This window comes from Bradyrhizobium sp. Leaf396 (genome assembly GCF_001424605.1).
In the GTDB taxonomy this organism is placed as follows: domain Bacteria; phylum Pseudomonadota; class Alphaproteobacteria; order Rhizobiales; family Xanthobacteraceae; genus Bradyrhizobium; species Bradyrhizobium japonicum_C.
In genome coordinates, this window is the sequence record NZ_LMQJ01000066.1 from 113,829 (window position 1) to 134,845 (window position 21,017).

Here is a 21,017-nt window from a genome sequence, read left to right on the forward strand (position 1 = left end):
ATGTAACGTTACATTCATGGGGTTGACCAACGCCAAGTCTGTGAAACAGGGCATCCGCGCCGTGGCGGCCCGGGCCGGCGTTTCGACCGCATCGGTCTCGCGCGCTCTCAACAATCCCGATGCGGTGAGCCCGTCCCTGCGCGCGCGCATCGAGCAGGCCATCGATGCGCTCGGCTACATCCCGCATGCGCCGGCGCGCATCCTGTCGTCACGGCGTTCGCGCACGCTCGGCGCGATCGTGCCGACGATCGACAACACGATGTTCGCGCGCGGCATCGCCTCGCTGCAGCAGTATCTGTCGTCGGTCGGATACATGCTGTTCCTCACCACCAGCGGCTACGACCTCGACGTCGAATTGCAGCAGGCGCGCAATCTGATCAGCCGCGGCGTCGACGGCCTTGTGCTGCGCGGCGACTGCCATCACGACGGCCTGCGAAAACTGCTCGCCGACAACGCCGTGCCCTTCATCAATGTCGGCATCTACCAGCCTGACCGGCCCTACCCCTGCGTCGGCACCGACAACGAAGCCGCCGCCCATCGCGCCGCCGCGCATGTCATCGAGCTCGGCCATCGCCGTATCGGCATCGTCTCGGCGCTCCAGCGCAACAACGACCGCGCCAGCGCCCGCGTCGCGGGCATTCGCCGCGCGCTCGCCGAGAACGGCATCGAGCTTCCGCCGCAATGGCATGTCGAGGTGCCCTATACGCTGGACGACGCACGCGAGGCGGCACGCCATCTCCTGAACCTGAAGGACCGCCCAACGGCCGTGGTGTGCGGCAACGACGTCATCGCCTATGGCGTGCTGCTCGAGGCGGAGCGCGACGGGTTCTCCGTGCCGCGCGACCTGTCCGTCATCGGCTTCGACGACCTCGACTGGAGCAGGCATCTGCGGCCGAGCCTGACCACGATCCATGTTCCGACCGGAGAAACCTGGCAGCGCGCCGGCGAATATCTGGTGCGCAGCTTCGCCGGCGAGCAGACCATCATGCATCGCGAGATCGACTTCTCGCTGGTGGTTCGTGAGTCGACAGCTCCGCCTCCGAAACCCCTGAAGTGAGACCCTGCCCATGAGTTCGAATTTTTCCCTCGCGCCCGGCTTCCATGCCATCGTGATTGGCGGCGCTGGCGACATTGGTGCAGCAATCAGCAACCAGTTTTGCGACCTCGGCGCGACGGTAACGGCCACGGGCGCCAATGAGGCGGATCTCGCCCGCACTCTCCTCAAGCAGCGCGCGGGCTTGACGCTCGCGACGCTCGACGTAACCGATGATGCTGCCGTCACGTCGTTTGCGGGGAAGCACCGGCGCGTCGACGCCCTGATCAACTGCGCCGGGATCCTCGCGCGCGACAAGGAATTCGAAATCGAGACCTTCATGAAGGTGCTCAACGTCAATCTCACCGGCACGTTCCGAACCTGCATGGCGTTTCAGCCGCAGCTCGCGGAGACGAAGGGCTCGATCGTTAACATCGCCTCGATGAACGCGACGCTGGCGCTGCCGCGGATTCCCGCCTACTGCGCCAGCAAGGGCGGCGTCGTGATGCTGACCAAAGCGCTGGCCTTGAAATGGGCCGAGCAAGGCATCCGCGTCAACTCGGTGGCGCCCGGCTATGTCGAGACCGCGATCAACGCCGGCGGCCGCGCCGATCGCGCACATTATCAGCGCATTGCCGACCGCACCGCGTTCAAGCGCTGGGGGCAGCCGGAAGACATCGCGGGCGCCGTCGCCTTCCTCTGCATGCCGGCTTCGCAATATGCGACCGGCACCGTTGTCGCCGTGGATGGCGGGTTTCTTGCGGGATGAGGGGCTGACGCACAATTGAACCACGGGTTCGTGCGGCGTGAGCCAAGAGACTTTGCAAAACGACAGGAATGAATTCGCACCCTCGACAACATGGCTGTGTTTGCAGACGTGGTCTCGACGTGAGAACTCGTCGAGAGTCTGCGATTTAATCCACGCCGCGCCCTGCGTCCCCAACGCAATGAGCATCTTCTATTATTGATCTTTCTTGGTGTGCGGATCCTCCCCGTCCCGTTTTGTTCACGGTTGTTTCGCCCAATTCCTTGCGATTTCATTGCGGCCTTTCGCATCGAGAACGCCGATCGCCGTGACATCGAAAGTGAGCGTGGCAAGGCAACCCGAGTAGGATCGAAATCAACAACGCCAGATCTGCTCGGAAAGAGGAGCATACCCAGCAGCTTCCAAATTCGCTCAAACCCTCGCCCCGATGCGTTGGTCTTTGCGCAACAAGCTCAATGCGTTCAGTCTTGGCTGAGGGGAACGGCCGAAGATGGGAATGGCGGAATCAAAACCTGCTTGATTCTTCAACGATTTCAATTGGCATTTGGAAAAGATGTCGGAGTCGACCTCGAGCAACATCAATTACTTAGCAGCCATTTCCAAACAGGAGCGCATCTCCCGCGAGGATCGATTCCGAGACGCAGGACCACGTAGAGCTCGGCAGGCAGTGTGACCTCGAGCCTGCGGATTACAACTTCCGCCCAAGCGTAGCTCGACAAGGTCGGGGCGCCGTCCGCTATCGGACGCGGCATGCCGCTACTCCGGATGGTCGGTTCCTTCAATGAGTTCGCCATCAACGTGGTAGGTGCGGACCGCAACAGGCCAGCGCGTTGAACGGCGACCATCAATCAGATCCTTCAATCGTCATCCTGATGCGCCCGCACAACTGGAATCGATTCAGCATCGTAGCATGGCTGCAGAACGCAGCTCCACGGCTGAGCGGCAACAAGCTGGCAACGGCCCTGGCCGTGATGATCGCCACCGTGACTGGCAAGAGCAGGCTCATATCGTCGAGATACGAGAACTATGAGTTAACGAGAGCATCTTCTTTGCTGTTTGCTCCTCGCGCTACTTGGGCCTTGCGTCGATACCGGCGGCACCGGGCAAGAGGAGTTATTCATGCGAGACGGCATGAATTGCCAAGTTGGCGAACTCTGTCGCAATGCACGGCCCACACCATACGTTCGCGACCTTAGAAACCAATGCGAGAGACGGCTCATCAATGGCGCAAAGCTCTCGGATTGTGATGCCGCGAGAAAGAAACTTGCCAACTCTGAGCCACTAGTGAGCACCATCGGCATGGCCGTAACGGGGTCGCAGGAACTACGCGAAGGTCGCGAGCACGGCGTGTGCCTCCGCGCCAACCGGCCGGTGATAGTCCGTGCTGCTGAACTGATCGATGACAACCGATTGATGATGGCCACAATACAGGAAGGATCACCAAAGCCGGAGATCGTGGGCTCACTGTCCCGGTCGCGCAATGAAAACGCCAGACGCCAGGTTAAGGGCACGCAAGCTATCGAGGGTCGAGGGCCACCGCCCTGTTGCAAATATGTATTATTTCTCGGTTAGAGATAACGTGACAATGTTATGGACCCGCTGCAGCGGCCCAGACCAATTTCGTTTCAAAGCCGTGGTCGCCATTGCTGAGTTTCGGTGTGGCCAACCGCCTTTCGTGGTCGCGGCCTGCGAGGCGCAGCCGACACCTGCCTTCCCCGGTCGGGGGCCGAGGAACTGAATCACGATGGATATGCTGGTGAGCCGCCCCTCTATCAACCATGCAGCGGGCGAAGCCTCGGGATCGATGTCGGCACTGATCGAGCAGCTGACCGGTCTGGCCCGGCGGCAGTACCGGGTCTTTCTCATCGTGCCTGCCGCCGCGCTCACAATCGGCCTGCTTTACCTCTTGCTGACCCCCGCGCAATACACGGCCACCGCCACCCTGCTGATCGACAGCACCACCCTCCGAGTCCTGCAGAACCAGCTCCAGCCGCAAGGGGACGTGCCGCTGGACACGCTCCAAGTGGGATCACAAGTCGAGATCCTGGCATCACGCAAGCTCGGCCTCGATGTCGTGCGGAATCTGCGTCTTGCCGATGATCCGGAGTTTGCCGTCTCGTCCAGCTGGAATCCGTTCGCATCATCCGGGGGGGCAAGCCTCGAAGATCGCGAGCAGCACGCGCTCGACGAATTTCTCGCCCACCGCGCCATCAGCCGCACTGACAAGACCTACGCGCTCAACATCTCCTATAGCTCAAAAAGCCCCGCCAAGGCCGCGAAAATCGCGAACGCGATCGCGGAAGCCTATATCGATGACCAACTCGGCGCCAAGTACGCGACGGTGACTCGCGCCGGCGCCTGGCTGCAGGACCGCATCAATGAACTGAGGTCGAAGGCCACTGCGGCCGACCGCGCCGTGCTCGAATACAAGGAAAAGAACAAGATCGTCGATCTCGGCGGCGCTGGCTCGACCGCCGGGGGGGCCGGCACGTTCAGCCGACTGATCGGGGAGCAGCAGCTCTATGAACTGAACAGCCAGCTTGCAGCCGCGCGCGGGGCGACCAGCGAGGCGAAGGCGCGGCTCGACCGCATCGAGCAAGTGCGCAAGATGGACGTCGGCGAGGGCACCGTCGCCGATACGCTCAAGAACGACGTGATCACGCGTCTGCGCAACCAGTTCATCGATCTGTCCGCGCGCGAGGCCAACATCTCCGGTCGGTACGGCACGGATCACACCGCCGCCGCCAATTTGCGCGACCAGATGGAAGAGATCCGCCGCAACATTGCGGCCGAGCTCGGACGGATCGCCGGAAGCTACCGCAGCGACTATGAGATCGCCAAAACGCGCGAAGAGAATCTGGAGCGCGCGCTGGCCGCGCTGGTGTCCGAGGGACAGCTCACCAACCGCGACCGGCTGGGGCTCGCTGAGCTCGAGAGCTCGGCGAAAGTCTATCATACGCTGTTCGACAATTTCCTGCAGCGCTACATGGAGTCGATCCAGCAGCAATCGTTCCCGATCACCGATGCCAGGATCATCAGCCCGGCGGTGGCACCGACGAAAAAGAGCAAGCCGGTCACCTCGCTCGTGCTGGCCATTTCGCTGTCACTCGGCATCATGGCGAGCATCGGGATCGCAGCCTTGCGAGAAGCGGTCGACGGCGTTTTCCGGACGAGCCGCCAGGTTGAACAGGAGCTCGGCGCCCGGTGCATCTGCATCGTGCCGCAGGTATCGGAGCCGGTTGCTGGGTTCATGCGGACCGGGGCGGTCGCCGCGCCGGAGCTGTCGTCCGTTCCCGCCCTGCCCGGCCCGTCCTCGGACACAAGCGAAGCCGCTTCCGCCAGCCCGCACAGCTTTGCATTTGGCGATGCGCTGAAACGCCGGGCCGTCGACGACCCGATCTCGGTCTTCACCGAGGCATTTCGCGCCATCAAGGTCAGCGCATGGCTGCAGGCCAATGTCCGCCAGACCAAGGTGATCGGCGTCACCTCGGCCATGCCGGCCGAGGGCAAGTCGACCGTTGCGGCCAATCTTGCAAACCTGATGGCCGACGCAGGTCGGCTCGTGGTTTTGATCGACGCAGATCTGCGCAACCCCACCCTAGCGCGATCGCTGTCGCCGCGCCCGCAAGCGGGCTGGCTGGACGTGATCGGCGGAAAGCTCGATCTGACCGAAGCCATCGGCCGTGAGCCGACGACCGGATTGGCGCTGCTGCCGCTGCTCCTGACCGAAGCTCCCGTCCATTCCGACGAGATCCTCGCCTCGCAGGGATTCCGCGATCTCCTGGAGCGGCTGCGCCAGAGCTACGACTACATCATCGTGGATCTGCCGCCGCTCGCACCCGTCGTCGACGTTCGCGCCACCGTGCCGGCCATCGATTCTTTCGTGTTCGTGGTGGAATGGGGTGCAACGAGCGTCAAGACGGTACGCCGTCACCTGCTTCCGGAAACGGAACTGCACGACCGATTGCTGGGCGTGGTGCTGAACAAGGCCAATCCCCGACTGCTGCAGCGGTTCGAGCATCCCGGCATTTACCAGAACGGCTACTACATGAGAGGAGCCTAAGGGCGCAGAGGCTTAGCGGCGCAAGCGTTGGCTCATCCGTTGTCCGGGCGTCGCATACGGGTACTCTCCCGCGAGCGAAGCTCCTCTTCGTATTTCAGCTTCTCGAGCAGCATGTCGGTTACGAGTCGACGCAATTGAGCGTTCTCGAGCTCCAGCCGCCTGATCGTCTCCTCCGAACTCACATCGTTGGCTCCGGATCGCGGCAGGGTCTCGAGGGCGCGGACACCATTGTCAGCCGCCGGTGACGATTTGAGCATCTTCTTCCAGCGATGGTAGGTCATGATGCTGACGCCGAGGGCCTTGGATATCTCGCGCTGGGTCTTACCTTTTGCCGCCAGCTCGTTGGCCTGCGCTAGCTTGGCCGAAATTTCGTCAGAGGCATGCCTTTTCCCAACCATAATGGGTCCTTTCAGGCCCGAATGCGCTAGCCCAAGTCTAGTAAGCGCGAATCGTGAACCTTTTCAATAGGCCCCGCGGACTTCCCCCGTCATCGTTATCCAGATGCCACAGCCCTGCAACCTGCGCGATCAGCTCGACTGCCTCAGCTCCATTCCCGGCGTGGCGACGGCATCGATGATTCCCGATGACGCGCTGGCCGCTCCAACGCGTACAGCGTCTGCATCAATATGCGTTGCGCGGCCGGACCAGCTCGAATGCCGTCCTGAACATGATATGGATATCGAGCGTCAGGCTCCAATTATCAATATACCATAGATCCAGTTCGATCCGCTGCTTCATCAGATCGAGTTGTGGAGTGCCCCCGCGGTATCCGTTGACCTGGGCCCAGCCGGTGATGCCCGGTTTGACGTGATGGCGGAAGGCGTAGTTTGCGATCATCCGGCCGTATTCGTAGTCGTGCACCAGGGCATGGGGTCGCGGCCCGACGATGGACATGTGGCCCTGCAGCACGTTGATCAATTGAGGCAGCTCGTCGATGCTGGTCTGCCGCAGCATCCGCCCAACCCGGGTCACCCTGGGATCGCGCTTGGTTGCCTGCACCACCGCCCCGCCATCCTCCTGCACGCTCATGCTGCGCAGCTTGTAGATGACGAAGGGCTTTCCGTTGAACCCGTGGCGGCGCTGGCGGAAGATCACCGGCCCTCTCGACTCCAGCTTGATGGCGATGGCGGCAATCGCGAGCGGCAGAATGAGAACAACCAGTGACGTCGCGGCCACGACGATGTCGAGCAGGCGCTTGCTCAGCCGATCCAGTGCCGACAGCGGGGCGGGTTGCACCTCCACCATGTAAAGCCTCTGCGGCATCGAGGTCTGGTGGCGCAGCACCGTGGAGACCGCGCAATCGGGCAACAGGCGGACCGGAAGCGGGATCGCACGCAAATGCTCAAGCAGGGCCGCGACGGCGTGCGGAGCCGACCAGGGCAGCGCCAGAACGATTTCCTCGGCAGCGAGCTGGCGAATCCGCGCCATCAGGGCCTCGCCTCGCTGTTTCGCCCCGGACCCCGGAAGCAAGTCGTCGGCATGCGGCAGCGTCACACGTTCGATCTCTTGAAGGCCGAAGCGGGCGAGCAGATCAGCCCGGCCGAACTGCGCCAGCTCCGCGGGCGTTCCGATGACGACCACGCGCCGGCCGCGAATCGTGCCGGACAGAAGCGCCGCCCTGAGGCTGCGTCGTGCGAGCCACCTGCTGCAGACCAGGCCGCCGGCGGCGAGCGTGACGAAGCAAATCACCGATCCGCGCGAGACCTCGTCGCCGGATTTGAACAGAAACAGCATCACCGGAAGGACCAGCGCGGCGATGCACCAGCCGGCCAGGACGCGGCCCGCATCGCGCTCATCGTCCAGCAGATGGTTGACCCGGTACAGACCGAGGAAATGGGCGGCGAGAACGTGGGCAAGCCCCGCTACCAGCCCCAGTCCGGCATAGAAGCCCACGTCCTCCAGGGTCCCCCCGAGAACGCGCTGATAACCGATGCCCCCCAGCGCGCCCATAGCGATGACAATGGCGGCATCGAGAGTTGCGAACAGCGGCTCGATCAGGACGAACGGCAGGGCAATGCGCGCCCGGGATCGGATCTCGTAGGCCGAGGTCGAGCTACCCGTGTTGGTCAAGTCGGTCAAAATTGCACCCCCGGGATCGAAGTCGCGATCCCGATAACACGCGCATTGTACCATATTTATGATACTTTTACTGTTAGTTAACCATCAATGGCGGCTGCAGCGGATGGGCCGCTGCGCCGTCGTCGCAGCAGGCGTTCAGCGCGACGGCCCTGCGTCGGGCTTGGGTTCGAGCAGACGCGACAACGCGATCTCGTTTACGACCGGCGGGGTCTGCTTCAGGAGCTCCGCCACATAGGCGCGGCGGTTCGCCTCGACGCGCTCGGCGCGCATGCGCTGAACCAGGGCTTCTCTCACGTCAGGGAGCGGCCGTGTATGCGAGGCCTCGGTGTCGACCAGTTTGAGAACGTGCCAGCCGTCCTCGAGCCGGATCGGATCGCCGATCCCGGATTTGGGCAAGCCCGTGACCTGCGCGCGGATCTCGGTGCGCAGGTCGGGCTCGGCGACCCAGCCGATCTCGCCTTCCCGGCCCGCGGTCGCCGTATCCTCCGACAAGGCACGCGCGATCGCACCGAACTCCGCGCCGGGTTGCTTCACCTTGCGCATGATGTCGTCCAGCTTGCGCCGCGCGGCATCTTCCGCGGCCTTGTCAGCATCCTTCGCGAGATTGACCACGATCTGGGCCAGCCGGAAGCGGCGCGGGACCAGGAACGCGCTGGCGTTGGCCTCATAGACGCTCTTGATCTCGGCCTCGCTGGGATATTGGTCTCCAACCGCGGTGACCGACTGCAGATAGGTTTCGACGATCAAGCTGTCGCGGGCGCGCGCAAGCTGCGTCACCACGCCCGGCTGCTGGTCCCACTTCTTTGCCGTCGCTTCCTTCAACACCAGGCGATTGGCCAGGAGAGCGCGCACTGTCTGGCTCAGCAGCGCCGGATCGCGCGCCATTGCCGCCTGCTGTCGCGCGTCCAGCATCTGGATGGTGGCGCGGACCTCCTCGGCCGTGACGTCGCTGTCGCCGACCCGGGCGATGACTTCACCGCCCTTCGCCGCCGTGCTGTCCTGCGCAGCAGTCTGTGCCGGCGCGGCGGGAGCCGGCGCGGGGGCCGGGCGCGGAGCGGTGGGCGGCGAATTGCGCGTCTGCGTTTGGGCCTGCGCCATCGTCATCGACGAAAGGGCTGTCAGAAGCGCGGCAGCAAGCAGCGTGGACTTGGAGATGGTCATGGCTTGGCCTTCTGCTCGATGATCTTGTCGCGAAACTCCTGCGCGGCGTTCTGGTGCTCGACGCGCTTCAGCCCGAATACGGGATCGTGGTCGAGCACCTTCTCCAAGGGATCCATCCGCTCATATTGCTTGACGACGTCGTCGGCGATCTTGACGAGCTTGACGTTCTTGGCCTCGCACGCCTTGGCGCTCGCCTTCCAGGTCGTCGCCTCGCCTTCGAACTTGGTACGCTCCGCATCCTTGGTGCGGGCGACGCTGGCCGCCTCGCCATAGGCCGCCTTCCACTTCTCCAGCGAATCGTCACGCTCGGCGATGCGCTCGTTGAAGTCCTTCACGGCCTGGCGATAAGCCTGCTCGGCCTCCTTGACCTGGGCACGATAGGCCTCGTTCTGCTTGCGCAGGCGATCCCGCTCCTGCTCGGCCGCGGTCAGCTTGGCCTGCACCGCGGCCCGCTGGTCCTCGGCGGCCCGCGCCTGAGCCGTGGCGCTGCGCAGTGCTTCGCGGAGGCGGTCGGATTCCTGATCGGCGTGGGCGGCGCTGGAGATCGCCAATGCCAACGCGGTTGCGGTCGACAAACGCAAAGCCCGCATGATCAGAACCTCGCGTTGAGATCGAGCTGGACGATATCGACGGCGTAGGGCAGGCCCGCGATGTTGTTGGCGCTCATCCAGCGCACCGACGCCCAGATGTTCTCGCCAAGGCCTACATTGCCACCAATGAAATAGCCCTTGAGGTTGGTGCCGCCTAGCCCGAAGTCTGAATCGACGAATGCATCCACCATCGCGTCGGATTCCAGATATTTGTAACCGACATGAGCATTCCAATCCCAGAGATGCTTGATCTGCTTGTTGCCTACCGTCAGGCGCGCAAGCCAGCCCTGGTTGCCGCCGTTATAGGAGCCGGGTGCGCCGGTGGTGGTCGATCCGAAGTTGTTCACGGCCACGGCGGCCACGGCCGATGGATCAAAGGCGGTGTTCCACACGTATTCCGCGTCGAGAACGACGTGGATCGGATTGAAGTGCGCAAAGTCGAGTTGAGCGCTTGCGACGACCGGCCGGAAATCGCTGGCAAGACCGTAGTACTGGTAATTCAGCGTGCCGCTATCGTCGGGGGAAACGGGCAGGACGACGGGTATGTTGCGCAAGCGCATGTAGGTGTTGCCCTTCTGGGCGAACGAGGGACGCAGCAGGTCCGTGTCACACACGTCGCTCGCTGCATAGACAAGACACTGGCTCGACAGACGCCCCCGAACATTCGTGAAGTTGTAGTATGCCGCGGCCATTGTGAGGGTGGTTTCAGGATCGAACCTGGCTGCGAATCCGCCTTGCGCACCGAACAGCCATTTGTCGCGGCTCGCCAGCTTGATCGGACCCGAAAGATTGGACGTATTCAGGCCGGCGTTCAAATCCGTATTGAACACAGGGAAAGCGCCGCCCGCAAAGAACGGCGTGAGCCCTTCGGCGATTTCCTGCTTGACCTGGACAGCGAGGCCGTCGAAGCCGAGGTCCCTGTACCAAACGAGATCGGTGGGCGACCAGAACGGGTTGTCGAACCGGCCCACTGATGCGACGATGTCCTGCGTTGGTTGATATTTGACAAAAGCGCGGTCCAGCCACAGCGCATATTTCGAGAAGTTGCCTCCGTTTCCGCCGAAGGTCTGGTTCAACGAGACCGGCGAACTGCTTTCACCCGTCGCGATCCTCAACCCTGCGGTAAAGCCTTCGAATAGATTGACGTCAGCTCCGAGCCGCGCTCGAAAGCGAAAACGATTGCGGTCCTGGCTGGTGTTGTACGTCGGGGGAAAATACGGATTGACCGCGTTCGTGTTGTCTTCGAGGAACGGGTTGCCGGTATTGGTGGCGTTGTAGTTCTGGAGCGGCCCGTTCCCCGGAGGGAAGTAGTCACCCTCGTAGCGCGTGCGGATATCGCCGTAGAACTTGATCCGCTGCGCCCATTCCGGATAAAGCCCCGGCGAGGCCCAGCCCTCCTTGTGCGCGCGGTCCATCACTTCTGCCCGGATCTCCTCGCGCAGCTGCTTGCGGACGATCTCGGGGACGTAGGTCACGCGCTTGGTGCCGGGGGGCGAGACGGCGTCCGCCGCGCCGGTCGCCTTTTTTTCGGCGCTGTCCGCCTTTGTCGCGGCATCGCGCGTCGCCTGGCGGGCGACATAGGCCTCGTCGTCGGCCTGCTTGATCAAGGCGGCCGCCTGCTCCTCGCTCAGCGTGCCCTGCTTCACCAGCAGATTGATCAGATTGACCGTGGCGTTCGACGACGGCGGCGCGGCGCGTGATACGGTCGGGCGCTTGCCTTGCGGCAGGCCGTCGTCCTGCGCCGCAGCGGGGGCTGCGCATGCGATCAGCATCAGGGCCGTCGTCGCCAGCTCTCGCGTTTTCAATTCACGCCACATGACGTCACCTCTTCTCTCAACTCACTCGTCGTCACTCGACATCATCCTGCCCGGCTGCGCGCCGTGATGCGGGTGATGATCGGCATCGGCATGTCCCTGGGCGGCGGCTCGCGCATGCGCATGCCCCCGATCACCTGATCTCGGATCGTCGCGTCGAGAGCGCCGTCGCCGGTCGAAGGCGACAGCTGCACCCGGCTGACCTTGCCCGAGCTGTCGAGCCAGACCCGGATCACCGCCTGCATCGAGGCGTAGCGGGTCTTCTCGTTGGCCTGGAGCGCCGCCTCCATTTGCGACTGCACGATGCTCGCATACCAACCGAACCGGCTGTTGCCGCCGCCCCCGCCGCCGCCGCGGCCCTTGCCCTGTGCGAGCCCACCACTGCCCGGTCCGTTGCCGAGACCGAGATCCGGCGGACCCGGCGTCGGATCCGGACCGGAGTCGGGCGGCGCATCCTTGGGAATGTCGACCGGCTTCTCCTCGACGACGTCCTTGATCGGAGTCTGCTCCATCACCTTCTGCTCGGGCTGCTGTTCCGGCTGCTGCTCGGGCGGAGGCGGCGGTGGTGGCGGAGGCGGAGGCGGCGGTGGAAGCACCATCGTCACCTGAAGCTCGTTCACCTTGCGCGGCGGATCCTTGTCGCCGCTGATCACCATGACGACGACGCCGACGGTCAGCGCGATCACGACCAGCGCCGAGCCGCCGAGCAGCAGATAGCGCCGCCATGCCGGACCACTGTCCTCGTTGCTGTCGTCGTCCCACGCCATCGTCCCGTCTCATCGCGCCGACGGCTTGGTCGCCATGCCGACCTGGGTGAAGTTGAGGCGGCCGAGCAAATCGAGCACGTCGACGACGTTCTGATATGGCGTCTGGCTGTCGCCGCGCACGACGATGGGAAACTCCGGCGTCAGCGCACGCTGCTGCACCAGGCGCTGCTCGAGCTCGGGCAGCGTCACCGGAATCGTGTCGAGGAACAGCTTGCCGTCGCTGGCGACCGTGATCGCCTTGGTGGTCTGCTGCGCCAGGCTCGGCGCCGCGCTTGCTTTCGGCAGGTTCACCTTCATGCCCTGCACGGTCGCCGTGGTCATGATGATGAAGATCACCAGCAGCACGTAAGCGAGATCGAGCATCGGAGTGATGTTGATGTCGTCGTACGGCTTGCTTTCGGACTGGACTTGCATCGGTCTACTCCGCCGCCTGCTTCACCGGCTCGTCCGGTATCTCGTAGGACTCCGCGATCCGGGTGATGAACTCGTCGACGAAGACCTGCATCTCGCTTGAGACATCCTTGATGCGGATCGTCAGATAATTGTAGGCAAACAGCGCGGGGATCGCGACGCCGAGGCCGGCGACCGTTGCGACCAGCGCCGCCGCGATGCCGGGTGCGATGGCGTTGACGTTGACGTCGCCGCTCGCCGCAATCGCCGCGAAGGTGATCATCACGCCGACGACGGTGCCGAGCAGGCCGAGGAACGGGCCGCCGGAGATCGCGATCGTCAGCATCACCATCAGCCGGTTGAGGCGCTGGCTCTCACGCACGAAGCCGCTGTCGAGCACGGCGCGGATCGACTGGATCGCCTGCGGCGACAGCCGGCGGTAACCACCGCCGGCAAAGCGCCGCCGGATTTCCTGCGCGCCGGCGGCGAACAGGCGATAGAGCGGCGCGGCATGGACCGCCTTACGCTGCTTCTTGCCGAGCTCGCCACCAAAATTCGGATCGTTCTCCTGGCTGTCGAGTTGAAGCAGGCCGCCGACGTCGGTCGAACTCTCGCGGAAATGCTTGAGGAAGATGGAATTGCCGGCCGCGGCGCGATTCAGATAGGAGACGCGGTCGACCATGACGTACCAGCTGACGAACGCCATGATCGCGAGCAGGCCGATGACGATCCAGCCGTCGAGCGTCACCGCACGCAGGAGCACGCCGAAATAGCCGCCGCTGAACCAGCCCGCGTTTTCCTCATCGACGCTGAACGCGATCAGCTTGGCCTGATCGGGCCCCTGCCCGATCGCGCCGAGCTTGATGAATCCGGCCGGACGCGCGACCTTGGCGATCTGGAATTCATCGACGTCGCCGGCAAAGCCTGCGGCAGCGCTGGCCGGCGCCGCCGGTGGAGCCGCATCGGTGGCAGGGGCGGCCGCATCCGCAGGGGGGGCAACTGCAGATGCGGCACGACCGAGTTGCGCCGGGCCCGTCATGGTGGGCAGACTGGCGGCGAGCGTGGCGGCCTGATTGCCGTCGACGTAAAGCGTGATCTGGGCAGCCTTCGCGGTGAACGCAATCTGGTGCCATGTGCCGGGCGCAATTGCCGCGCCGCCGGCGCTGCGCTGCGTGTTGCCGCCATTCGTGACCTCCACGAAGGCGACGCCGTTGTCCAACCCGACAGTGAGCCCGTTGGCACCTTCGCTGCGCGAGAACACCACGGCGCCCGCCTGCGGCGCGGTCATCTTGACCCAGAGCGACCAAGTGAGCTCACCATTCTCGGCGACCACCAGCGAGGGCGAGCCGGGCAGCATGAGCGCGGTCTGGCCGTCGAGGCGCGCGCCCTGGCCGATGATGGCGCCGTCCGCGGCGGGGACCGCATTTTGCGCGGTGTTCGCCCAGGCGGTGACGTCCTGCGCCGGCGTCGAGCGATCGTTGAAATGATAAACCAGCAGCGTGTCGGGATCGTAGGTGCCCTTTGCGTCGACCGCAGCAGGCGCCTTCTGGTTGCCGTAGTACAGCCAGATGTCGTTCTTGGCGCCCGGTTTCAGATCGGGAACGCCGACCCAGACCAGCGCCTCGCCAAGCAGCGAGTCGTATTTCTCGACGTGGTGCTTGAGCGGCGTCTTGTCGTCGGCGGCGACGAAGCGCAGATCGCCGCCGTCCTCCCTCGCCGTGCCAAAACGGAAATTGCCGACATGAAGACGGACCAGCACCGGAGCCGGGCCGATCGCATCACTGATGCCGGCACCCGAAGGGCCGGCGTCGATGGTGATCTTTTTACGCAATGTCCACTGCTCGTTCCACCACGCCGACGCCGAACTCGGCCACAGCGCCGCAAGGAACAGCAGAGCGAGCATCAACGGCGCGCTCAGGCGAAATCGGGGATGTGATCCGAAGCGAAGGAGCGACATCTAGAATTCTCCCCAGAGTCGAAAGCCGAACCGTGGATGATTGGCGACCGTGACCTGCTGGTTGGTCAGCGGCACGCCGACGAATACGATGCTGTTGAAGTAGCGAAGTGTCTTCATCCGCATTCCGACCCCGTAGCTGGCGAGGTCGAAGTGCGATTGCTGATCGACGAGGGGCTCGTGGATGCGCGCGTGGCCGGCGTCGGCGAATGCGAAGAAGCGCCAGTCGTCGAAAGCGTTGAATTTGATGGGCTCACCGGTCGGGTTCGGCAGGTTTTGCGCCATGTAGGGCGCAAGGTTCGGGCTGCGGATTTCGAGCGTTCCCGCCACGCCATAGTCGCCAAGCACCTCGGACTCCAAATATCCGCGCACCGTATCCTGTCCGCCCAAGCTCAGCTGTTCGCTGGACACCAGCGGCTGATCGGAGGCTTGCCCCTGCAGCTTGGCGTAAAGCTGGAAGCCTTCGGCCAGCTCCTGGGTGTGAGATATGTCGGCATGCAGGTGCACGAAGCTGGCGGTCGCCTTGTAGCGCTTGGCGTCGAACTCTTGCGGACTGCTGCCGATCCCTCGCAAGCCCGCGGTAACGACGGCATTGAGCTGCGTCAGCCTTCCCTCTGCCTGCCAGTTCGCTCCATAGCTCGCGACGAGCGGGGTGTAGGTCACGGGCGAATCGAAAGCATCGCTGCCGAGCCGCAGCGTCTGCTTGAAATCCTTGTAGTCGATGCCGAGCGACAGCGTGTGGAATAGCTCGCCCTTGCCGGGCAAGGTCAACACGGCGCGGCCGCCGACGACCTGACCGGGACCGACGACGTTCGCGCCGCCGACGGTCGCTACCGAGCTGTCCGACTTCAGGCCGTAGACGAGCACGCTGAGCCAGTCGAGCTCCGTCCGGGCCAAATACGAGCCCGACACCACCATCGCATCCTTCGGATTGAGCGGCGCCCACTGGAAGCTCCACGTCATCGAGTGGCCGAGCTGCCATAGATTGTCGTAACGGAGCGACACGCTGGATCGCAGCGCCGTGGTGCTGGGACTCTGCCGGTTGTTGAGCTCGGCACTGCCGTGAAGCGGAAACGTATCCTCGACGTTAAGATCCACGTCGATCGTCCCGGGCGTGACACCGGCCCGCAGCGCCGGCGTCACGCGACGGTCCGGCCATCGGTTGAGGGCAACGATGTCCTTCGTCACCGACTGGAAATTCGGCAGGGTTCCTTCCTTGAGCGAAGGCGCGCTGCTCTTGATGTTCGCGAGATCGAAATAGCGTGATCCTTTGACACGCAGCCGTCCGACGCGATTTTCGGCGACCTTGAGCACGACGAAGCCGCGTTGCGCATCCTGCTGCGGGACCGAGACAGCGACGGTCTGGAGGCCTTTGTCGTGATAAGCCTTCTCGACTGCCGCCCGGGCCTTCTCGACCTCGTCCGCGGTCTTGTTGGGACCGAGAAACGGATAGACAGCAGCCTCGATCTCAATCTGCGGCAAACTGTCCGCCCCCTCGACGCGATATTCGTCGATATCGAAGCGCGCCTCCGGCGCAGCCGGCTTGGCCGGGGCCGCATCCTTCGCGGCTTCACCCTTCTTCGATGCATCTTTGCCCGGCTTTGCGGTTGCAGGTGCGGCGGCAGCAGGCTTTGCAGTCACCTTGGCGGTCTCGGTCTCGGATTTCGCTGCCGCCGGTTTCGTGGTGCAGATCGCGCAGATGATCAGTCCGCAAGAAGCCAGGCGCGACGCGCGGGCAAGTTCGGCTCTTCCGCCGCGCAGCAGCCAGGGCGCACGTCGATGCGCACCGTTATGATACAGACCACGCGAATTCACCTCGGCCTCGATATCATTCTCGCACTGCGCCCCGCTCGCCACGGTTCGCAGCATTATTTCGGTCAACCCGAACCCGACCGAAAGCTCGGTCTGATGGGCCTTATTCGCTAGACGTCACGCCCCACGCTGCAGCGAAAAACTTTTTCGCGGCTCGCTCGGCACCCACGTGATGATTCCGCGCAACATAACGCAACTAACGTGATGCAGCTGTTATTCACTAACAATTCGTCACAATATCGTTGTGCGGCCTAACTACCGTCCCGCCGTCAAATGGGGACTGAGTGAAGTGGGGCGTAGCATGACCATCGACAGCATCAGCAGCTTGCGGACTCTTCTGCTGGCAGAGTATGTCGACTTCGATCGAAGGCTGACGCGCCGCCTGGGCTCGCCGGATCTCGCTTCAGAGGCTCTCAACGAAACCTATCTTCGCCTGGAAGGGATGCGCGAACTCGGCCAGGTGCGCAGCCCGAAGGCCTACCTTTTTCGCATTGCGCTCAACATCGCCGCCGACCGCCGTCGGGCCGAGAAGCGCCGCCTCACCTCCGTCGAGGTCGATGCCCTGCTCGACATTCCAGACGACCAGCCGGATGCCGCGCGGGTGATCGAGGATCGATCCGAGGTCAATCGCCTCAAGCACGCGATTGCCGAGCTGCCGGAGCGCCGCAGACGCGTGCTGATGCTCTCGCGCATCGATGGCATGCCGAACCGGGAGATCGCCGCCCTCCTCGGCGTCACCGTCCGCACGGTCGAAACAGACCTCAAGCAGGCGGTCGAACACTGTGCCGATCGCCTGCAACGTCCCGCCCGAGTCAAATTCGGTTTTCAGCGTCCAGCTTCGTCATACGTACAGAGATACGTCGATCGCGAGCATCCGCTCACGGTCGGCGGGTGCGGGAAAGCGCTGGATCGTGACGAAGCGAAGCCATCAGGTCGATCACTTAGATCCCTTAACTCGTGAAGCCCTGTCGTTCATCCTGCGGCTCAAGTCGGGTGAGGCAACGGTCGGCGACGCCGAGCAACTGATCGACTGGCGCGGGCGAAGCCCTGCTCACGAGCATGCATTTCGCGATGCGGTGAAATGCTGGCGCGCAATCGGCCAGGCGCTCGCGAACGGCCCGGCAAGGCCGCCGCCACGGCGTCGGCGTGCCCCCGCGGGCAAGCCCCGCTCGTGAAGCGGCCGCCTGATCGGCTGCCGTGCCACGCGCCGTCGAGCCAACCTGGATCAATCAAGGCCTGCGTTCGACCGCCCCCCGCAGCCGTGTGTTCAGTGCGGCGAAGTCAATCGTTGCACCGGCAGTCCGTACGCGCGTACGAGTGCTACCACTGCCCGACGGGCGGCCGAACGTCGGCTGCGGCACTGAGCCGGTAACGGGAACTCCGCTGGCTGCAAGGTGCGCGCGGACTCGCGTGCAATACTCCACCGACAGATGAGAAAACCGCGTCTCTCCGTGGCCGGCTCGATACTTCATTGCCGCTGTGCAGAGATCTCCGTTGGCACGGCGCCAAGCGCCGGCCAGATAGCGTACCCCGTAGTGCACGTTGATCTCCGGCGTCGCCAGCTCGGCGGGCGTGCCAGCAAACCCCATCATCCGGGCCGTGGGCAGCATCACCTGCATCAGGCCGACCTCGCCGTCCATGCCGATCACGCCCGGATTGTAACGACTCTCCACCGCCATCACGGCGTCGACCAGGGCCGGCGGCAGGCCGAAGGCAAGTGACTCACGCTCGATCAACGGGCGGTATTCGGCACGGCCGGCGCGCCAATCGCGACCGAACATCGCGCCGGTGCGATAGGCGGACACACCGAGCAGCGGATTGGCCGGGGGGAAATCCGCGGCAGTGAGCGGTCGAGGCGCGAAACGTTCGAGCTCCAGCGGCGCCACCTCGTCATCGCCTGCCGCGACGTCGGTGACTGCATCGACCTTGGTGCTTCCTCCGGCGACATCGTCCTGGGAACGCGCCCGCTCCGGCAACAGCAACAGACAGACGGCGGCCAGCAGCCATAGAAGCGGCCGCCCGCGACGATCATGAACCTGTCGGTAACGTTCTGACATCATCGCCGCGGCAGAACGTTGGTGGGAAAGCTCGGGGGCCGGTAGGGTATGGCCGAGCGACCGTAGCTCGGGCCATACTGTTGACGTACAGCGGCCTCGTTCACATTGCCGACGCGCACGTCCGGCGAGCGCGCATCGATGGGCGGCAAGTTGAGCGACGGATTCACCTTGTCCACCTCGCGCCTGAGCTTCTGGTTGAGACACCCGAACGCGCCCTCGTTCCCGATCTGCACGTCCAGACAGCGCTCGAAGTTGGGCCCAGGCTGGCCGCCGATGATAGTGCCCTGCCGCGGCGGCGGCGGCAGGTCGAGCGGCCCCGGACCGGGAGATTGCGCGTATCCGGAACCGGCCATTGCAATCAGGCAAGCGAACGCCTGCCCGGCCAACCATCCACGTCGGTGCGAAGCCCGGCTCATGCCGCTCTCCCTGCTCGCCGGCCCATCGTGATGCCCCGGCCGGAAGCGCCTCGTAACATCATCAGTTAGCGAAGGACGCAGTCCGATGTGATGAGTAACATTTACCGACCGGGCGTCAAGCCACCAGATGCAAGCCCACATCGCCGTCACGTTCCGAGACAATCAGGGACCGCTGGTCGTGATCGTCGTCGTCGACGTCGTCGCGCCCGGGAAGCGGATGTTGTTGACGAGGCTCACGCCGCTCTGCGCCGTCACGAGGGTCGTGTTGATGAAATAGAGAACCTTGGTCACGTCGACCTGAGGCGCGTTGGCGGCATAGAGTACGTCGAACGGACGCATCGTCATCCTCGTCGCCACGAAATAGCCAGCCGGATCCTGAAGATTGACGTTGAAGACGATCGGGACGGTGTCGCCGTCGAACTTCGAGCAGTCGACACCCAGCCGCTCCGCGACATCCCTCGGCTCGCGGCGATAAATGAACACCGAAGCCGGATCAGCCTGAAGGTCGAGCAGCCCGCGAGCCTTGGCGACAGCCTGGGTGAGGTTGATACGCCAGGCGTCGAAATTGAACTCGCCCTGCTGTCCGGTTGCGCCGAACGCAATGAACTTCATCGGTTCGCGGTACAGATAGATGCGATCACCCGGCTGCACGAAGACATTGCTTTCCGGGAAATAGACGAGATTGCCGAACGGAACTGTCGCCCGCTTACCATTGCGTTCCAGCACGACCCAGGTTTCCCACCCGGCACCGCTGATGCCGCCGGCGCGCGTGATCGCGTCGGTGATGCGGTCCTGCGCGCCCGCCGATGGCATCGGGAAACGTACCGGCGTCCTCACCTCGCCGAACACGCTGACGAGCGAGGAACGCTGCTGACTGGAGGTGACGACGACCTGCGGGTCGATCGCGCGTCTCTTGATCTGAGCCAGGATGTCATCCTGGACCTGCACGTTGGTGCGGCCCGCGGCGCGAATGCGGCCAGCATAGGGGACCGTGATGTTGCCGTCATTGTCGACGGCCTGGTCCGGGAGATTCACGAAATTGCCGGGGCGTACGCCCGCCTCGAGCGGCACGTAAAGCCCGCCGGCCGACGCCTCGAAGATGGTGACGCTGATGATATCGCCGATACCGAACTTGATACTCGAGGGGGGACGGGAGTCGGCGATGACCCCCGCCAGTCCGTTGGGCTCGTATTTCTCGAGCAATTGCACGACATCCGGATTGAGCTGCACCATCGCGAAAGGAAGAATCTTGGTGTTCTCGTTCCTCACGTCGAGGCTGGCCGGCCCAGCCATTGGTATGAAGCCGCAGCCACCCAGACCAGCCGAGGCGATCACGGCACATGCGATCGTCGCAATCTTCCAAAACCGCATGACTCTTCGTTTCACACCAAGCTGATGTTGGCCCGGACGACCGTCAGGACGCTGCACCATTCCGGGATACGATGGATCGTCCTGCTTGATAGACGACGCGCGGCGTGCACCCGCGAAAACAAGGGTTCCGGGCAGCGCTATTCGCGAGGCCGGCTGACAACCATGTCAGGGGCCAGCGCAAGCTCGATCGCAGGGGGCAGAGTTTCCCCCCGCGATCGCCGAGACGAGCGTGATGATTGGATCAGGCTTACAACTCGCCACCGCCGCGAGCGACAAATGCGATGTGTGTCAGTTCGATTCCAGCAGATCGCGCAGGCGTGCGATCTCGATCTGCGTCTCGGAGACCATGCGCATCAATAACGCGTTCTCGTGCTTGAGGTTCTTGATCCGGCGCAGACGGCCGCTTTCGTCCTGCCGCAGACCGAGATCATAGACCTCGGCTTTCGACTTGTTCAGTGCGGACTCCGAGCAGATTTGTTCAATCGGATGTGTCGCACGCATTTCAACCCCCAAAACGCAAAATCAGAAAGAAACTTAGGAACTTCGCAGGACAGCAGCCCTCTGCCTTAACGAAGCCGATGCCGAACTTTTAGGTATGTTTCTTATCGTTGCTGTGACCGATATTTAAACAACGTGTCAGATTCCGGACTCGGCCCGTTGTCGGGTCTCCGAAGCTTTTCGTTCGGAAGGAACATTGCTCCCCATTCGACGGCTTAGCGCTCTTAAATCGAGCGGCACGCGCCC

The 21,017-nt window shown here is 63.6% G+C and carries 18 protein-coding genes; 5 read left to right on the forward strand and 13 right to left on the reverse strand.

The window, feature by feature from the left end:
- Positions 1-16 precede the first annotated feature (16 nt).
- From ASG57_RS35435 to ASG57_RS35450, 3 genes are all read left to right on the forward strand, one after another.
- Positions 17-1,057: a LacI family DNA-binding transcriptional regulator gene (locus ASG57_RS35435; RefSeq protein ID WP_057199174.1), complete on the forward strand. Its 1,041-nt coding sequence runs from the start codon at positions 17-19 to the stop codon at positions 1,055-1,057.
- A gap of 10 nt (positions 1,058-1,067) precedes the next feature.
- Positions 1,068-1,802: an SDR family NAD(P)-dependent oxidoreductase gene (locus tag ASG57_RS35440; RefSeq protein WP_057199175.1), complete on the forward strand. Its 735-nt coding sequence runs from the start codon at positions 1,068-1,070 to the stop codon at positions 1,800-1,802.
- Between the two features lie 1,753 nt (positions 1,803-3,555).
- Positions 3,556-5,862 (forward strand): GNVR domain-containing protein, encoded by a 2,307-nt coding sequence (locus ASG57_RS35450; RefSeq protein ID WP_200948600.1) that lies wholly within the window; start codon positions 3,556-3,558, stop codon positions 5,860-5,862.
- A gap of 32 nt (positions 5,863-5,894) precedes the next feature.
- Here the strand turns inward: ASG57_RS35450 and ASG57_RS35455 are convergent, their stop codons facing one another.
- From ASG57_RS35455 to ASG57_RS35495, 9 genes are all read right to left on the reverse strand, one after another.
- Positions 5,895-6,260 (reverse strand): helix-turn-helix domain-containing protein, encoded by a 366-nt coding sequence (locus ASG57_RS35455; protein ID WP_057199178.1) that lies wholly within the window; start codon positions 6,258-6,260, stop codon positions 5,895-5,897.
- A 223-nt stretch (positions 6,261-6,483) separates the two neighbouring features.
- Positions 6,484-7,941, reverse strand: coding sequence for an undecaprenyl-phosphate glucose phosphotransferase (locus tag ASG57_RS35460; protein ID WP_057199179.1), 1,458 nt, complete (start codon positions 7,939-7,941; stop codon positions 6,484-6,486).
- A 135-nt stretch (positions 7,942-8,076) separates the two neighbouring features.
- Positions 8,077-9,102: a peptidylprolyl isomerase gene (locus ASG57_RS35465; RefSeq protein ID WP_057199180.1), complete on the reverse strand. Its 1,026-nt coding sequence runs from the start codon at positions 9,100-9,102 to the stop codon at positions 8,077-8,079.
- Positions 9,099-9,692, reverse strand: a complete 594-nt coding sequence (locus ASG57_RS35470; protein ID WP_057199181.1) for a hypothetical protein — start codon at positions 9,690-9,692, stop codon at positions 9,099-9,101. Before ASG57_RS35470 ends, ASG57_RS35465 begins: the two co-directional genes overlap by 4 nt.
- 2 nt (positions 9,693-9,694) lie before the next feature.
- On the reverse strand, positions 9,695-11,509 hold the full coding sequence (locus ASG57_RS35475) for a putative porin (protein ID WP_057199182.1): 1,815 nt from the start codon (positions 11,507-11,509) through the stop codon (positions 9,695-9,697).
- Between the two features lie 41 nt (positions 11,510-11,550).
- On the reverse strand, positions 11,551-12,273 hold the full coding sequence (locus ASG57_RS35480) for an energy transducer TonB family protein (RefSeq protein ID WP_057199183.1): 723 nt from the start codon (positions 12,271-12,273) through the stop codon (positions 11,551-11,553).
- Positions 12,274-12,282: 9 nt separating this feature from the next.
- Entirely contained in the window at positions 12,283-12,687 is a 405-nt protein-coding gene (locus tag ASG57_RS35485; protein ID WP_057199184.1) for an ExbD/TolR family protein, read from the reverse strand.
- A gap of 4 nt (positions 12,688-12,691) precedes the next feature.
- Complete coding sequence (locus tag ASG57_RS35490) at positions 12,692-14,620, reverse strand: DUF2341 domain-containing protein (protein ID WP_057199185.1); 1,929 nt, start codon at positions 14,618-14,620, stop codon at positions 12,692-12,694.
- Positions 14,621-16,486: a ShlB/FhaC/HecB family hemolysin secretion/activation protein gene (locus ASG57_RS35495; protein ID WP_082529105.1), complete on the reverse strand. Its 1,866-nt coding sequence runs from the start codon at positions 16,484-16,486 to the stop codon at positions 14,621-14,623.
- A gap of 244 nt (positions 16,487-16,730) precedes the next feature.
- On the opposite strand from ASG57_RS35495, the gene ASG57_RS39570 reads away from it, so the two are divergent.
- Together ASG57_RS39570 and ASG57_RS39575 are read left to right on the forward strand one after the other, a co-directional pair.
- Positions 16,731-17,390, forward strand: a complete 660-nt coding sequence (locus tag ASG57_RS39570; protein WP_057199186.1) for an RNA polymerase sigma factor — start codon at positions 16,731-16,733, stop codon at positions 17,388-17,390.
- Positions 17,341-17,604 carry a FecR/PupR family sigma factor regulator gene (locus ASG57_RS39575; protein ID WP_230646571.1) on the forward strand — a complete coding sequence of 88 codons (264 nt, stop codon included), beginning with the start codon at positions 17,341-17,343 and terminating at the stop codon, positions 17,602-17,604. The genes ASG57_RS39570 and ASG57_RS39575 overlap by 50 nt, the downstream gene beginning before the upstream one ends.
- Before the next feature lie 54 nt (positions 17,605-17,658).
- Here the strand turns inward: ASG57_RS39575 and ASG57_RS35505 are convergent, their stop codons facing one another.
- The 4 genes from ASG57_RS35505 to ASG57_RS35520 all read right to left on the reverse strand — a co-directional run bounded on the left by ASG57_RS35505 (position 17,659) and on the right by ASG57_RS35520 (position 20,774).
- The gene (locus tag ASG57_RS35505; protein ID WP_244490953.1) at positions 17,659-18,411 is read right to left on the reverse strand and encodes a lytic transglycosylase domain-containing protein; all 753 of its coding nucleotides are present in this window, start codon (positions 18,409-18,411) and stop codon (positions 17,659-17,661) included.
- 74 nt (positions 18,412-18,485) lie between these two features.
- Complete coding sequence (locus ASG57_RS39580; protein ID WP_230646572.1) at positions 18,486-18,902, reverse strand: hypothetical protein; 417 nt, start codon at positions 18,900-18,902, stop codon at positions 18,486-18,488.
- A gap of 162 nt (positions 18,903-19,064) precedes the next feature.
- Positions 19,065-20,273: a polysaccharide biosynthesis/export family protein gene (locus tag ASG57_RS35515; RefSeq protein ID WP_230646573.1), complete on the reverse strand. Its 1,209-nt coding sequence runs from the start codon at positions 20,271-20,273 to the stop codon at positions 19,065-19,067.
- Between the two features lie 288 nt (positions 20,274-20,561).
- Positions 20,562-20,774, reverse strand: coding sequence for a hypothetical protein (locus ASG57_RS35520; RefSeq protein ID WP_057199187.1), 213 nt, complete (start codon positions 20,772-20,774; stop codon positions 20,562-20,564).
- Between the last annotated feature and the right edge of the window lie 243 nt (positions 20,775-21,017).

Excerpts from the sequence above, each read along its gene's own strand:
- ASG57_RS35465 (WP_057199180.1), bottom strand. The coding sequence starts at position 9,102 with ATGACCATCTCCAAGTCCACGCTGCTTGCTGCCGCGCTTCTGACAGCC.
- ASG57_RS39580 (WP_230646572.1), bottom strand. The coding sequence starts at position 18,902 with ATGAGCCGGGCTTCGCACCGACGTGGATGGTTGGCCGGGCAGGCGTTC.
- ASG57_RS35470 (WP_057199181.1), bottom strand. The coding sequence starts at position 9,692 with ATGCGGGCTTTGCGTTTGTCGACCGCAACCGCGTTGGCATTGGCGATC.
- ASG57_RS35475 (WP_057199182.1), bottom strand. The coding sequence starts at position 11,509 with ATGTGGCGTGAATTGAAAACGCGAGAGCTGGCGACGACGGCCCTGATG.
- ASG57_RS35490 (WP_057199185.1), bottom strand. The coding sequence starts at position 14,620 with ATGTCGCTCCTTCGCTTCGGATCACATCCCCGATTTCGCCTGAGCGCG.
- ASG57_RS35520 (WP_057199187.1), bottom strand. The coding sequence starts at position 20,774 with ATGCGTGCGACACATCCGATTGAACAAATCTGCTCGGAGTCCGCACTG.
- ASG57_RS35515 (WP_230646573.1), bottom strand. The coding sequence starts at position 20,273 with ATGCGGTTTTGGAAGATTGCGACGATCGCATGTGCCGTGATCGCCTCG.
- ASG57_RS35495 (WP_082529105.1), bottom strand. The coding sequence starts at position 16,486 with ATGCTGCGAACCGTGGCGAGCGGGGCGCAGTGCGAGAATGATATCGAG.
- ASG57_RS35455 (WP_057199178.1), bottom strand. The coding sequence starts at position 6,260 with ATGGTTGGGAAAAGGCATGCCTCTGACGAAATTTCGGCCAAGCTAGCG.
- ASG57_RS39570 (WP_057199186.1), top strand. The coding sequence starts at position 16,731 with ATGACCATCGACAGCATCAGCAGCTTGCGGACTCTTCTGCTGGCAGAG.
- ASG57_RS35480 (WP_057199183.1), bottom strand. The coding sequence starts at position 12,273 with ATGGCGTGGGACGACGACAGCAACGAGGACAGTGGTCCGGCATGGCGG.
- ASG57_RS35485 (WP_057199184.1), bottom strand. The coding sequence starts at position 12,687 with ATGCAAGTCCAGTCCGAAAGCAAGCCGTACGACGACATCAACATCACT.
- ASG57_RS35440 (WP_057199175.1), top strand. The coding sequence starts at position 1,068 with ATGAGTTCGAATTTTTCCCTCGCGCCCGGCTTCCATGCCATCGTGATT.
- ASG57_RS35435 (WP_057199174.1), top strand. The coding sequence starts at position 17 with ATGGGGTTGACCAACGCCAAGTCTGTGAAACAGGGCATCCGCGCCGTG.